Origin of the sequence: Psychrobacter sp. ANT_H56B (assembly GCF_008369245.1) — a bacterium.
Classification (GTDB): domain Bacteria; phylum Pseudomonadota; class Gammaproteobacteria; order Pseudomonadales; family Moraxellaceae; genus Psychrobacter; species Psychrobacter cryohalolentis.
This window is the reverse complement of record NZ_VOBF01000006.1, coordinates 138,921-154,172: the sequence shown is the minus strand read 5'-3', so window position 1 is coordinate 154,172 and position 15,252 is coordinate 138,921. Positions and strand designations below refer to the sequence as shown.

Here is a 15,252-nt window from a genome sequence, read left to right as displayed (position 1 = left end):
GTTTTACAGGGAGCGTAAATATGAACATGAAGCTCAATGATGCGGTCGAAAGACAGTATCATAATAAGCGAGTATTTCTCACCGTCATAGTAGCCGTCGTCATCTATCTGGCTTTTGCTTGGCTATCTACCAGCCGTGCCCCAGACCAATCTTGGGGTGCCTTATCTTTATTACCAACCTTGTTGGTATTAGTCACTGCCATTGTCTCTAGGCGACCATTTGAATCCATGATCGCAGGCTGTGTCGCTGGCCTCGTGATGCTCAATCCTTTTGACTTGGTCTCCCCTTTTGCAGACAACATGTCGATGGTGCTAGGTAATGAGACCATTATTTGGATTGTTCTCGTCTGTGGTCTGATGGGTGGTCTTATTCAACTGCTTGAGATTAGTGGGTGTCTAGATGGCTTTAGTGAATGGCTGCAAAAAATCATTAAGTCGCGCCGTCAGTCATTATTGGCTACCTTTGCTTTGGGCGTGGTGGTTTTCATTGATGATTATTTGAACTGTCTAGCAGTATCAACCTCCGTCAAGAAACTCACTGATGTCTATAACGTTTCTCGTGAGAAGCTCGCTTATATCGTCGATTCAACCGCCGCACCGATGTGTATTATCGTGCCTATTTCTACTTGGGCGGTCTATTTTGCAGGTCTTTTAGAAGAAAACGGTGTGGCTGGCGATGGTGAAGGTATTGGGCTTTATATCAGCGCGATTCCTTATATGGCGTATGCTTGGTTTGCACTTTTGATTGTATTCTTGGTCGCGTATGGCATTTTGGGTGACTGGGGTCCGATGAAAAAAGCCGAGGCACGCGCCAAAGCGGGTAATCCTGTTCCTGAAGCCTTTGTCGAAGAGCAACTGATCTCAAACGTCCAAGCCAAACGTAAACTATCGTTCAAAGCCAATATCGCAAACTTCGCTTTCCCAATGATTTTGTTAATTGTCTCGACGGTCTACTTCGAAATCGATCTATTACGCGGTGCATTATTGACCTGTTTTGTGACCGTCGTTGTCTATTGGATGCAAGGCATTTTAAGTTTTGAGACCCAAGTTGAAGCCATCTTTAAAGGCTTTAAAGTCATGCTTTATCCGCTCTCAACCGTCATCGGTGGTTTTTTCTTAAAAGCCGTCAATGATGAGCTTGGTATGACCTCATATGTGATTGAAGCTATTACGCCTTATATGACGATTATTATTTTCCCTGCCGTCATCTTTGCCGTCATGGCTTTCTTAACTTTTGCTACATCATCAAGCTGGGGGCTGTATGTCCTTGCCATGCCGATTGTCTTTCCAATCTCTATTGCACTAGGCGTTAGCACACCCCTTATGATTGGCGCATTGTTATCAGCATCATCATTTGGTAGCCATGCTTGCTTCTTTAGTGATTCATCGCTACTTGCCGCGCAAGGTGCTGGCTGCTCCCCTATGCAGCATGCTTTTACCCAGTTCCCCTATGCCATGCTCGGCGCGGGTTTATCCGTCGTCACCTTCTTAGGATTGGGTTATATGATGGCTTAAGCCAACCTTAGCACTATTATTGTAATCATTGACTAACGGGCAATGAGAGATTGTTCGTTAATCAATAAAAACAGCCCTTTTATGTGGTAGTCACTAATAAATACGATAAGGATTTAATCATGCGAAATGTTACCGTTGCTACGACTCAAATGGCATGTGGTTGGGATATACAACAAAATATTGCCACTGCTACTGAGTTGGTCACCAAAGCCGCCAAAGCGGGTGCCAATATCATCTTGCTACAAGAGTTATTTGAGACGCCCTACTTCTGCCAAGTTCATGACTTTGATTATTTTACCCTTGCGACCGCAGTTGAGGATAATGCGGCTATCAATCACTTCAAACAGTTGGCTAAAGAATTAGAAGTGGTATTACCGATTAGCTTCTATGAAAAATCAGGCAATACCTTTTTTAATAGCGTGACCGTGATTGATGCCGATGGCGAGATACTTGGCACTTATCGTAAAACGCACATACCAGATGGCATTCCTTATGCCGAAAAATTTTACTTTACCCCCGGTGACACAGGATTCAAGGTTTGGCAAACCAAGTATGCCAAAATTGGTGTCGGTATTTGCTGGGATCAATGGTTCCCTGAATGCGCTCGTAGCATGGCATTGATGGGTGCAGAAATACTATTTTATCCAACAGCGATTGGTGATGAGCCAACATTGGACATCGACTCAAAAGGTCATTGGCAGCGCTGTATGCAAGGTCATGCTGCCGCTAACCTCATGCCAGTGGTAGCAGCCAATCGTATTGGCACTGAGACGATTACTCAAAACGGAAACGATAGCGTCATGGCATTCTACGGTAGCTCATTTATTACCGACGGTCGTGGCGAGATCATCCAAGAAGCATCTAAAGATAAAGAAGAGATACTTAGTACGACTTTCGACTTAGATCAACTGGCTATCGAACGGCAGCAATGGGGCGTTTTTCGTGATCGTCGTCCATCGATGTATGGCACGTTGCTGACTCATGGATAAGGTTTGTTAACAAGCAAGCTCACTCGCGCTATCGTCAAATAAGGTGCTCTATATGTCATTATTACCGAACCGATTAATCACTGGCTCAACACCACAACAAGACGGCTTTTACATGCCAGCAGAATTTGAGCCGATAGAAAAAATATGGATGGTGTGGCCATACCGTGCTGATAACTGGCGACAGCAAGCCATTCCTGCTCAGAAAGCTTATGCCAATGTTGCATCGGCAATCAACAGATTTTGTGAAATTGGCGTACTGGTCAATCCTGATGATTATCAATCATGCCGCGATAGTCTACCTGCTAATATCGACGTTATCGCCATGCCTAGCAATGATGCTTGGGCGCGGGATATTGTCCCGACATTTTTAGTCAATGATGAAGGTGAGCTACGCGCTTGTGATTGGACATTCAATGCATGGGGCGGCGACTATGACGGGCTATACTCGCCGTGGGATGACGATGATAAGCTGGCTGAACGCTTATGTGACCATTTAGATATCAAACGCTATCGAACGGATGACTTTGTGATGGAAGGCGGTGCATTTCATGTCGATGGTGAAGGCACTGTTCTGACTACACGCATGTGTTTGCTAAGCCCAGGGCGTAACCCGCACCTAACCGAAGCTCAAATTGAAGCCAAGCTAAAAGCCTATCTTAATGTGCAAAAAGTGCTGTGGATTGATGACGGTATTGATCCTGATGAGACTACAGGTCACATTGACGATATCGCTTGCTTTGCGCGCCCTGGTGAAGTGGTTTGCTTGTTTACTGACGACCCTAAGCATCCGTTTTATGAAGCCACGCAAAAAGCCTATGAGCAGCTCTCAAATATGACTGATGCAAAAGGCAGATGTTTAAAAGTCCATAAGCTGTGCTGTACCAAAAACTCTGTCACCTTGCCTGAACATTATGATATTGAACAATCTGATGATGCCAAGGCGCGCTTAACGGGTGACGTCTGTATTGCCTCATATGCCAATTTTTTAATTTGTAATGACGCTGTCATCGTACCGCAATATGATGATATAAATGATGCACTCGCTATCGAGCAGCTTGAAAAAGTCTTTCCTCAACATCAGGTAGTGGGAGTACGAACGAAAGAGATTGTGTTTGGTGGCGGCAATATTCATTGCATTACGCAGCAGCAACCAAAATCATCAATTAAAAGCAGCAACCAAAATCATCAATTAAAAGCAGCAACTAAAAGTATTAACTAAAAGCAGCCGCATAAAAATATAGACCCAAATGGATTTTGAACCCAATAATATTTTAAAAAAGGACATAACTATGAGCGATTATCAAGTTAATAACCCAGCCACTGGTGAAGTAGAAGCCACTTACCCTACCGCCACTGAACAAGATATCCAAAACGCTATTGAACAAGCAAATAATGCTTATCAAGACTGGCAAAAGACCTCGCTTAGCGAACGTAGTGCATTATTAAATAAAATAGCTGACATCTATATTGAGCGCCAAGATGAGCTAGCACGTATCGTTGCCAACGAAATGGGCAAGCCTCTCGCACAAGCAAAGGGTGAGCTCCAACTGGTTGCTCAAATTTATCGCTATTATGCAGATAACGGTGAGCAACTATTAGCACCAAATACGATTGATGTTGCAGACGGTTCAGCTTCAGTAGAAAAGCTCCCAGTTGGCGTTTTACTTGGCATCATGCCATGGAACTACCCGCATTATCAGGTAGCTCGTTTTGTGGCACCAAACGTGATGGCAGGTAACACTATTATCCTAAAACATGCGCCGCAGTGCCCTAACACCGCAGAAGTTATCGTTGATATTCTAAAAGACGCCGGCTTACCTAGTGGCGTGTATAACAATGTCTTCGCTACCAACGATCAAGCAGCGACTATTATTGAAGACACCAGAGTGCAAGGCGTCTCGTTGACAGGTTCTGAACGTGCAGGACAAGCAGTTGCAAAAGTAGCTGGTGGCGCCCTCAAAAAGGTCGTTTTAGAGCTTGGTGGCTCCGATGCCTTTATCGTCGCAGCGGATGCTGACATCGAGCAGGCCGTACAAGGTGCAATCGTAGGTCGTTTTGGTAACACTGGACAGGCTTGTAATGCTGCTAAACGCTTAATCATCGTCGAAAGCGTGTACGACCAGTTTGTTAAAGGCTTTACCGACGCCGTACGTGGCATGACCCTAGCTGATCCACAAAATGAAGATACTTTCATTGGCCCTATGTCTTCGAAGGCGGCAGCAAACAATTTGCAAGAGCAGTTAGACAGTGCTGTCAAAGCCGGTGCAACGGTATTAGTCGAGGGTGGCATCGTTAAAGACAAGCCAGGTGCTTGGTTTGCCCCTGCGGTATTGGCAGATGTTGATGACTCAATGGATGTCTATCGTCAGGAGCTATTTGGTCCTGTCGCCGTTATCTACAAAGCGAATGACATTGCGCATGCTATCAAAATTGCCAATGACGTACCATTTGGTCTAGGTGCTTCCATTCAAACTCAAGACGCAGCATTGGCAGCAGAGATTGCCGAGCAATTAGATGTCGGTATGGTGACGATCAACGCACCTTCTGGTAGTGAGGCCAATACCCCATTCGGTGGCGTTAAACGCTCTGGATTTGGTCGCGAGCTTGGTACCCTTGGTATCACTGAATTTTTAAACTATAAGTTGATTCGTGATAAGTCGTAATCGATAGCGTTTTTCTTAGATAAACAAAAAGCCTAACATTTAATGTTAGGCTTTTTGTTGAGTGATCATTAATGAAAAAATATCTTATCGAAAAACTTAGCGCTTAGGTGGATTGTCTTTTAACCACAATTGGTTAACGATTTTTAACTCGCGTAACTCTTCTGCCATAATCGACTCACTAATGCCTGGATATTTCACTCTTGCATAGCCATATAATGCAATACCTAAAACAGTCCAACCAAAGAAAATCCACCACTCAATGGCGGTTAGTGCCGATGGCATACCTGGCATATACAACATCAACATACCAATGCTAAGCGCAATCGTGACCATACCGACAAGCTTACCTGCTGGTATCTTAAAGGGACGTACCATATCAGGCTCGCGGTAGCGTAGAACTAAGAATGATATCGCCACACAAGTATAAGCAATAACGATACCAAAACCACCGGCATCTACAATCCACACCAGCATTTTTCGACCGAACAATGGCGCTAGTGTCGCCAAACCACCGATTAATAAGATTGCATTTGATGGCGTATTATATTTTGGATGCAGCTTGCTTAAAAAGGCTGGCAACATACGTGCTTTTGACATGGCATAAAGCAGACGACTACCACCGATCAAGAAAGCATTCCAGCTTGACAAGATACCCAGTACACCGCCAATAACCAACAAGATACCTGCCCATTTTCCTTGCCACGCATTGGTCATGGCATCAGCAGTAGCGAGGGTTGAGTTTTCTGCTTGTACAAGTGGCAAAGTCGTGCCCACACTCCAAGCGATACCCACATACCACATCACCGCAACAACGATAGAGAGAATCAAAAACTTGCCAATATTAGGACGAGTCAAATCAATCTCTTCTGCTGCTTGTGGAATGACATCAAAGCCCACAAACATAAAGGGTACCATCACGATAACAGCCATGACGCCTGCGGCACCGCCAATAAAGGCTGGCGCTTGTATCGAATTTGAACTCTCAGGATTGAATAAGACGGCACCGATGAACAGTAATGTACCAACGAATAAAATGCCCAATACCGCCGTTTTTTGGAACCACGCACTGACTTCCATACCACGAATATTGAGCCAAGTCACAATGATTGAACCCAACATCCCGACGCCTACCCAAGTAGCATAGACGTCCCAACCTGCAATCGTCCAGAGATAGCCTTGATTATAATTGGGGATAAAATATTCTACGACTGTCGGCAAGGCAACTGCCTCAAAGGCGACCACTGAGAAGTACCCAAATAGAATACTCCATGAGCAAATAAAGGACACATTAACCCCCAGCGCTCGATGGGTATAAGTATGCTCACCGCCCGTAATCGGCATGGAGGCTGCCAGCTCAGCATAAGTCACGCCAATCAGTATCACTGCCAAACCACCGATAAAGAACGCCAGCATTGCGCCCCACGTACCGGCAGATAAAATCCAGCCGCCAGCTAAAACCACCCAGCCCCAGCCAACCATAGCACCAAATGCTAAGGCGATAATATCTAGCGTCCCTAACGTTTTTTTTAATTCAGACATAATTTGCTCCTTGTCTGTGTGTCATCCGTGTTAACCCTTTACGGCCACACTATGTTTTGTTTAATGGGATAGCACCCATCATAATTATCATATATACCTTTTGATCCAAGCTGTTACGTATAGTCAGAGCACTTTTAAACCGCTACGGTGTTACCCGCCCTAGATGTACTCAGTGTACTATCTGCGGTCGGTCGCCTTGTAGCGATTCTAAAATTCCTTGACTACACTATTTGTTCGATATTCAAATAGCAGAGACAGCAACGGCGTCTTGACTTGCAAGGCGCCGTTGTAAAAAATGTACTCAAAGCGAGTGCCATAGGGGCAATCTTGCTGCTCTATCAACTATTGGCTCGATACTTATTAAGCCGTTAAGATACCTTTAATGATATCAAGACCCTCTTGTAGCACTTCATCTTCGACCGTCAGTGGCACCATCACACGAATGGCATTGCCATACATACCACAAGACGCTAGTAGCAAACCTTGCTCGAATGATTTTGCTTTCAGATTGTTTGCGGCTGCGGCATCAGGCTTGCCTTCGCTATCGATTAATTCAAACGCTAGCATTGCACCTTTATGACGGATATGACCGATGCTGCTTAAGTTTAAGTCCTTTAAGAAAGCTTCGATTTTGTCACCAATCACCACACTACGCTCAAGCAAGTTTTCTTCTTCGATGACTTCCATGACTGCAAGTGCTGCTACACAAGCCAATGGATTGCCAGAATAAGTACCGCCCAAGCCGCCTACTTGCGGGGCATCCATGATGTCAGCACGGCCGATAACCGCAGAGATAGGATAACCACCTGCCAAGCTCTTGGCACTGGTCATAAGATCTGGCTCGACGCCCAATTGCTCACAGGCAAACAACGTACCCGTACGCCCAAAACCACACTGTACTTCATCAAAGATTAGGACGATGCCGTGCTCATCACAGATATCGCGTAAAGACTTAGCAAATGATGGCGTGACTTGATGGAAGCCACCCTCACCTTGTACTGGCTCGATAATCATCGCCGCCACTTCACTAGGATCGATATCCGCTTGGAAAATCATCTCAAGGCTATGCAATGCTTGTGCTTCGGTGACGTTCAGCTCATCGCATGGGAATAGTGCATGGAATACAGGCCCTGGCATCGGACCAAAGTTCTTTTTGTATGGCAATACTTTACCAGTTAAGCTCATGCACATAAGCGTGCGGCCATGCCAACCGCCAACGAAAGAAATCACACCTGGACGACGGGTTTTTGCACGAGCAATTTTGATACAGTTTTCAACCGCTTCTGCACCAGTGGTCAAGAAAAACGCTTTGGTGTCGCCACTGATAGGCGCTTTTTCGCAAAGTTTTTCGGCAAGATCGACATAGCATTCATAGTTAATCATTTGCGCAGCAGTATGAGTGAATTTGTCTAGCTGCTCGTGCACACGCTGCGTGATTTTTGGATGACTGTGACCAGTATTTAGTACTGAGATGCCGCCAACGAAATCGATATAACGATTGCCTTCAATATCCCAAACTTCTGAGTTTTTTGCTTTTTCGGCAAAGATAGGAAAAGCCACACCCAGTCCGGTTGGCAATACCGCTTTACGGCGTGCAAGTAATGATTGATTGGTAGTCATAAGAATGTCCTTTTCTTTCTTTTTACGTAGATGCCAGTGAAGTGATGGCGGTTTATAGAGTAAATTACAGTTGGGATTAATAGTACTGAACCCCGTTTCGTGCTATGTGACAATTAAATGTGTGACCATTAAAATAGAAAATAAAACTTAAAAGCTTAGCTGACGTCAGAACACCAGTATTTGGTCACAACATATTCTTCGATGCCGTATTTTGACCCTTCACGACCAAAACCAGATTGTTTGACGCCGCCAAATGGTGCTACTTCTGTTGAGAGCATGCCCGTATTATGTCCAACCATGCCATATTCAAGACCTTCGGTCACGCGCCAAGCACGCGCATAGTCGCTACTATAAAAATAAGCTGCTAGACCGTAGATAGTGTCGTTGGCTGCGCGAATAACTTCTTCTTCAGATGAGAAAGTAAAGACTGGCGCGATAGGACCAAATATCTCTTCGCTGGCAATATCCATATCAGCGCTGATATCGGTGATAACCGTTGGGTTGTAAGCAAGGGCTGACGCATTATTCGTACTGCCACCAGCAATCAGGGTTGCGCCTTTGTCTAGCGCATCTTTTAGTAGCGCTTGTACTTTTTGTAAGGCTTTTTCATTAATCAAAGGACCAACGTTGACCCCTTCTTCCATGCCATTACCGACTTTTAGCTCAGCGACTTTTTTGATAAAGATATCTAAGAATTCATCTTTAATGCTGTCTTGAACATAAACGCGGTTGGCACAGACACAGGTTTGACCGGCGTTACGGTATTTAGAGGCGATTAGACCTTCAGCAGCTTTTTCAAGATCGGCATCATCAAAAACGATAAACGGTGCATTGCCGCCAAGCTCTAATGACAGCTTTTTAATCGTTGGAGCACACTGCGCCATTAAGGTGCGACCGACTTCGGTAGAGCCTGTGAATGATAGCTTGTGAATGCGAGCATCGCCGGTAAGAATATCGCCGATAACAGATGATTTGCCGGTCACAACTTGGATAACGCCTGCAGGGATACCTGCTTGCTCAGCCAATGCACCGAGTGCTAAGGCAGAAAATGGTGTTTCAGTCGCAGGTTTGATAATGATAGTACAGCCTGCTGCTAGTGCAGGAGCTGCTTTACGCGTGATCATCGCCGCTGGAAAGTTCCAAGGCGTGATGGCAGCACAAACGCCAACCGGCTGTTTTAATACTACATAGCGTAATTGCGAGTTGGTTGCAGGAATGACATCACCATAAACACGCTTGCCTTCTTCTGCAAACCAGCGGATAAAGCTATTGGCATAACCAATCTCACCGCGTGATTCAGCCAAAGGCTTGCCCTGCTCGGCGGTCATGATAATGGCCAAATCTTCTTTGTTGGCATCGATAAGATCTGCCCATTTTTGCAGCAGCTGCGCGCGTTCTTGTGGGGTTTTGGCGGCCCAAGTGATTTGAGCTTCGTGAGAGTAAGTAACAGCATCATTGACATCAGCGGTCGTCAAGCTTGGCACCGTACCGATAACATCGCCGTTGAATGGATTGCTCACTTCAATAGTGGCATCATCATTGGCAGCGTGCCATCCGTCTTTGATAAGACACTGCTGTTTGATCAAATCTGGGTTTGAGAGATTTAGGGTCGTCTTTAGCATCGTAACACTCCATGTTTGTCGCTATTACTTATTTATTATTTATAAAGCTATTTAACGTTGGTATAAGCTTGTTTTTTTAAACAGCTATTAAACCAATGAAAAATTGGCGTAAGCAGTCAGTAATAATGATTGATAATATATGCACTGTTCAATATACTGAACAACTATTCCATATATGAGACATCATTATAGGAACGATGCGATAGTCTTTGCAACCGTTATTTTGATAGTTCTCGAACATATTTTTTATTTTTATTGTTTAACTGACATTTTAATAGGCAACTTATGAGTACCAGCGCCGTTCCTGCTCTAGACAAAACGTTTCAAATTCTGGATTTAATCACGGCAAGCCAGCAGCCCTTAACGGCAGCTTATATTGCAAAAGAGTTAAAGCTACCACGTAGCTCAACGCATAATATTTTGCAAAGCTTACTTACCAAGCATGTCATCTATAAGGATAGCGAAGGACGCTTTCACTTAGGGTCTTACTTGCTGTATTGGGCGGGTAAATACGAGCAACAGCAAGGGGTGGTGCAGTTATTTAAAGACCTTATCATGCAATATCCTATCCTATTACGGCACACCGTCACCTTGTCCAAAATGGATTTGGGCGAAGTGGTTTTTTTAGCATGTCATGAAGCACCAGCTCCGCTTGGTTTTACTTTCCGTGCTGGTGTGCGCGTACCAGCAGTATTTTCTGCCACGGGCAAAGCTATGCTTTCAACCTTGCCCATGCATAATATCAAATCACTTTATGAAGGTATCTTTCCAGAGCCAATGACACCTAACGGAGTTAGCAACTTTGAAACTTTAGCGGATGAAATTGCTGCCATACAGCAGAGCCGTATTTCACTGGATGATGGGCAATTGCGTGATGGTATGTATTGCTTAGGGACTTACATACGCAATGCGTCAGGCAATGCGGTTGCGGGTATGGCAGTCAGCTTTTTACAAGCAGAATATGAGTCCAAGCGTGCTGAGGTCAGTGCTGTACTGATTGAATTGGCGAAGCAAATTGAACAGCGTTTAGGTTTCATTGATTAGCAACAAAACCTAAACGCTGCTATTTCCTTGTTTAAAGAAAAATTTATACCAGTAGCACTTTATAATATTTGTACTTATTTTATTTAGGACTGACGATAAGCCCTGGTAAAAATGCTTGCAAATTGTCATTGAGCTTTTGCAGGTAATAACCGCCTTCGACTAAGACAATCAGGGGTTTAATCAAACAATCCCATCTGCTTTCAGCTTGGCAATCATATCGCTGTCATAGCCCAAATTACTAAGCGTGCTGTCAGTATGCTCGCTCAAACGCGGTGGCGGTGTACGATAAGTGACAGGCGAGCCTGAGAGTTTAATGGGACTACCAAGTGCTCTTACCGGACTGCCTTGCGCGGCAAAATTAACAATCATCCCTCGTGCCAGCGCTTGCGGCATAGCCAAAGCTTCTGCAACATTATGAATAGGACCGCAAGGAATACCTGCCTCATGCAAGCGCGTAAGCCAATATGCACGTGGATGCTCGGCAAATGCGTTTATGAGCCACTCACAAATCAGCTCACGATGGGCAACGCGTTGAGGGTTGGTCGCAAAACGACTGTCAGTATGCCACTCTACGGATAGCATTTGGCATAGTCTGGCAAATTGGCTGTCATTACCGCAGGCTAAAATGAAATGCTCCTCCCCTGCACCGGCAAACACTTGATAAGGAACGATGTTAGGGTGACCATTGCCCAGTCTTGGCGGCACCTCGCCAGATGCCAAATGATTCATACCAACATTGGCGAGCATTGCCAACGCACTGTCTAGTAACGCGACATCAACATGTTGACCCAGTCCAGTATGCTGGCGCGCTATTAACGCCGCTTGAATACCAATCGTCAGCTGCAAGCCTGCAAATAAATCTACCACTGCCACGCCAACTTTATGCGGTTCGCCATCAGTAGGTCCAGTGATACTCATTAGCCCTGACAAACCTTGAATAATATAGTCATATCCCGGAAGCTCAGCATCGGGACCTGTTTGCCCAAAGCCCGTTAATGAGGCATAAATCAGACGTGGATTGCTTTGCTTTAGACTCTCATAGTCCAAACCGTATTTTTTCAGACCGCCAACTTTAAAGTTTTCTACCACGATATCGCTTGTTTCAGCGAGCTGCTTAATGATGGTTTGTCCAGCAGACGTCGTAATATCGACCGTAAGGGATTTTTTATTGCGATTAATGGTAGCGTAATAAGCGGATGTATCATCGCTGAATTTTGGCGGCGCCCAATGACGCGTTTCATCACCGATATGTGGACGCTCAACCTTGATCACATCGGCACCAAGGTCGGCGAGCACTTGGGTGCAAGAAGGACCTGCCAATACCCGCGACAAATCAAGCACCTTGATACCATGCAATGCGCCTTTTGATACAGCATCAGTCGCAATATCAGCGGTAGCATTATTAGTAAAGTTGGCTTGTTCAGGCTCTTGTGTGGTTGTAGTGACAGTCATAATAATCCCTTATTGATAACGTATTTTTTATAATGATAAAAATGATAAGACAGTGCCTAGTCCTCATTTATCTAATTCTTTAGAACTACTGCTAAACCAGATATAAATGAGGACTAATAACTAAAAAACGCACGCTACTGCTTATCAAGTGCTTCGTAAGAAGCACAACAGTAACGTACGTTAATGGTCGGGAAATTAACTAATACTTATTAGCTAATAACACTTAATAAAATGCCTGAATCCCAGTCTGCGCGCGACCTAAGATGAGCGCATGAATATCATGGGTACCTTCATAAGTATTGACCGCTTCTAAATTCATCACATGACGAATAATATGAAATTCATCAGAGATACCATTGCCGCCATGCATATCACGGGCAATACGGGCAATCTCTAGCGCTTTGCCGCAATTATTACGCTTAATCAGTGAAATCATTTCAGGAGCAGCATTGTCCTCATCCATCAAACGACCAACACGCAATGCTGCTTGCAGACCTAGTGTGATTTCCGTTTGCATATTGGCAAGTTTTAGCTGTACCAACTGTGTCGCGGCTAGCGGACGACCAAACTGCTTACGGTCAAGGGTGTACTGACGAGCCGCTTTCCAGCAGAATTCAGCCGCACCCATTGAACCCCAAGCGATACCATAACGGGCTTTATTTAGGCAACCAAACGGACCTTTTAGACCACGAATATCTGGGAAAGCATTGGCTTCAGGGACAAACACTTTGTCCATGACAATCTCACCCGTGACAGACGCACGCAATGAGAACTTGCCTTCGATTTTCGGTGCGGACAGCCCTTTCATACCTTTATCTAAGATAAAACCACGAATGTCACCGGCATCATCTTTTGCCCAAACGACAAATACATCAGAAATCGGGCTATTGGTAATCCACATTTTATTACCAGTCAGCTCATAACCGCCTGCCACTGCGCGCGCGCGCGTTGACATTGATGAAGGATCTGAACCCGAATCCGGCTCTGTCAGACCAAAGCAGCCGACATATTCCCCAGTTGCCAGTTTTGGTAGATATTTTTCTTTCTGCTCTTCTGTACCATAGGCATGTATCGGATGCATGACCAAGCTTGACTGCACGCTCATCGCTGAACGATAGCCCGAATCCACCGCTTCCACTTCTTTCGCAATCAAGCCATAAGCCACGCTTGACATACCAGCACAACCATAACCGTCAATCGTTACACCAAGAAGACCCATCTCGCCCATCTGACGCATGATATCGCGGTCGAAATGTTCATTACGATTGGCCTGAATGATACCCGGCATCAGCTCTTTTTGAAAAAACTGACGCGCACTATCCGTTACCATGCGCTCTTCATCTGTAAGCTGGTCACGTAATAAAAATGGATCTTCCCAATCAAAACGTGGGCTGCTAGAAGTTGCCATTTGGTGCTCCTTGTTGTCAGTCATCCTGACCGACGATTAATGGTGAATATGATGCTTTGGCTAAATTTACTATTGACTTCACAATTCCGCTATGCGAAACTTAGTTTCATAATATAAACTATTTAAGCAAAATTTTAGCGTCCTGTAAACCCTTATTCATTCAGATGGTTATAAAATGAGAAAAAACATGTCGGTAGCTGCACCATTATTGGATCGATTAAATAGCTCTCTTACCCAAGGTAAAGAAGACAACGATAGGCAATTTGTCACTGCCCTTGGACGTGGCTTAATGATATTGGCAGCTTTTGAGCATGAGGAGGCGCTTAGCCATCAGCAATTATGCCAGATGACAAAATTGCCAAAAGCGACGATTACTCGTCTGATTCATACCTTGATGACGCTTGGATTTTTGCGCGTGACGCTACATGGACAGTATCAATTGGGTAGTAGTGCGGTACGATTAAGTGCAACAGCGTGGAGTCGTCATGATTTAGTGGCAGCAGCTGAACCGTTATTGCGGCAGTTTGCCAGTCAAAACGAGGTGTCGGTGAATTTAGCAACCGAAGTCGAAGGGGAAATGCGCTATCACGCTTGCTGTCGTAGCCCTGCTCGCCTATCGGTCAATTTGCAAGTTGGCTCATCCGTTCCCGTCGCCCGAACCGCTATTGGACGTGCTTTTTATGCAGCTAGTTCGCAAATACGACAGGCTGTTATTCGTAGTAATTTACAAGAGCAGCTATCAGCAGAAGATTATAACCATGCGCAGGCTGCTTTATCTGACGCCGCAGAACATTATAAAATGCATGGTTATACCGTATCGGATGGTGAGTTCTCTACGGACATATTAGCAGTGGCCGTTGGTGTCTTTGATGTTGCGACTGGGCAATATGCGTATTCACTCAATGCCAGTGTCCCAAGTGCTAACTGGGAAAGCGAAGACTATGCGGCGATGATAGTACCTAAATTGCAAGTGTTGGCTGAAAGGATTGGCAGCGGGGTTTAGACTAATTGAGTTGCCAGGTAGGTTTTAACTTAGTTTACCAATGATACTAAAACCTTTCGATGCAATCACAAAGTGATTTAGTCTAAGTGCTGTACACTTTTTAGCAAGTAGTTTGTGCTAAAAAGTGTAAGAGACGTTAAAATTTTATGTAAATACCAATAATAAAAGTAATGTGCCATTGATTGAAGCGACTGATACAGAGGCGGATTGCTATAGCCACCGTGAGATTAAACGGAATCTCATGGTCTCGGTCGCAAGCTTATAAAAACAAGCAGATGACATCGCTATGAAACTGCGCAAAATCAATATTGTCATTCAAACCAATAACTGGCAAATTGACCTTGTTGAATAATTGCTTTTTTTACCCTTTATGCATCGTCCTCGTCACAGCCTACAAG

11 protein-coding genes are annotated in these 15,252 nt (G+C 44.7%); 6 read left to right on the top strand and 5 right to left on the bottom strand.

The features are described from left to right. Nucleotides 1-20 precede the first annotated feature (20 nt). The 4 genes from FQ082_RS08935 to FQ082_RS08920 all read left to right on the top strand — a co-directional run bounded on the left by FQ082_RS08935 (nt 21) and on the right by FQ082_RS08920 (nt 5,166). Nucleotides 21-1,514: a Na+/H+ antiporter NhaC family protein gene (locus tag FQ082_RS08935; RefSeq protein WP_149492831.1), complete on the top strand. Its 1,494-nt coding sequence runs from the start codon at nt 21-23 to the stop codon at nt 1,512-1,514. A gap of 116 nt (nt 1,515-1,630) precedes the next feature. Continuing rightward, the gene (aguB, locus tag FQ082_RS08930; RefSeq protein ID WP_223145353.1) at nt 1,631-2,503 is read left to right on the top strand and encodes an N-carbamoylputrescine amidase; all 873 of its coding nucleotides are present in this window, start codon (nt 1,631-1,633) and stop codon (nt 2,501-2,503) included. Nucleotides 2,504-2,555: 52 nt separating this feature from the next. After that, a complete protein-coding gene (gene aguA / locus FQ082_RS08925; protein ID WP_149492829.1) occupies nt 2,556-3,722 on the top strand; it encodes an agmatine deiminase in 1,167 nt (388 codons plus the stop codon). Nucleotides 3,723-3,792: 70 nt separating this feature from the next. Next, nucleotides 3,793-5,166, top strand: coding sequence for an NAD-dependent succinate-semialdehyde dehydrogenase (locus FQ082_RS08920; protein ID WP_149492828.1), 1,374 nt, complete (start codon nt 3,793-3,795; stop codon nt 5,164-5,166). A 96-nt stretch (nt 5,167-5,262) separates the two neighbouring features. Here FQ082_RS08920 and FQ082_RS08915 read toward each other — a convergent pair whose 3' ends face one another. From FQ082_RS08915 to FQ082_RS08905, 3 genes are all read right to left on the bottom strand, one after another. Further along, entirely contained in the window at nt 5,263-6,705 is a 1,443-nt protein-coding gene (locus FQ082_RS08915; RefSeq protein ID WP_010198643.1) for an APC family permease, read from the bottom strand. A gap of 360 nt (nt 6,706-7,065) precedes the next feature. Then, nucleotides 7,066-8,325: a 4-aminobutyrate--2-oxoglutarate transaminase gene (gabT, locus tag FQ082_RS08910; RefSeq protein WP_149492827.1), complete on the bottom strand. Its 1,260-nt coding sequence runs from the start codon at nt 8,323-8,325 to the stop codon at nt 7,066-7,068. A gap of 155 nt (nt 8,326-8,480) precedes the next feature. Continuing rightward, nucleotides 8,481-9,947, bottom strand: coding sequence for an NAD-dependent succinate-semialdehyde dehydrogenase (locus FQ082_RS08905; protein ID WP_011513164.1), 1,467 nt, complete (start codon nt 9,945-9,947; stop codon nt 8,481-8,483). Nucleotides 9,948-10,232: 285 nt separating this feature from the next. Here FQ082_RS08905 and FQ082_RS08900 point away from each other — a divergent pair, with 285 nt between their 5' ends. Continuing rightward, a complete protein-coding gene (locus FQ082_RS08900) occupies nt 10,233-10,991 on the top strand; it encodes an IclR family transcriptional regulator (protein WP_149492826.1) in 759 nt (252 codons plus the stop codon). A gap of 180 nt (nt 10,992-11,171) precedes the next feature. Here FQ082_RS08900 and FQ082_RS08895 read toward each other — a convergent pair whose 3' ends face one another. Next, on the bottom strand, nt 11,172-12,443 hold the full coding sequence (locus FQ082_RS08895) for a CaiB/BaiF CoA transferase family protein (protein ID WP_149492825.1): 1,272 nt from the start codon (nt 12,441-12,443) through the stop codon (nt 11,172-11,174). A 223-nt stretch (nt 12,444-12,666) separates the two neighbouring features. Further along, complete coding sequence (locus tag FQ082_RS08890) at nt 12,667-13,851, bottom strand: acyl-CoA dehydrogenase (protein WP_020443096.1); 1,185 nt, start codon at nt 13,849-13,851, stop codon at nt 12,667-12,669. Between the two features lie 187 nt (nt 13,852-14,038). On the opposite strand from FQ082_RS08890, the gene FQ082_RS08885 reads away from it, so the two are divergent. Beyond that, nucleotides 14,039-14,854, top strand: a complete 816-nt coding sequence (locus tag FQ082_RS08885) for an IclR family transcriptional regulator (protein ID WP_262498193.1) — start codon at nt 14,039-14,041, stop codon at nt 14,852-14,854. Nucleotides 14,855-15,252: the final 398 nt, after the last annotated feature.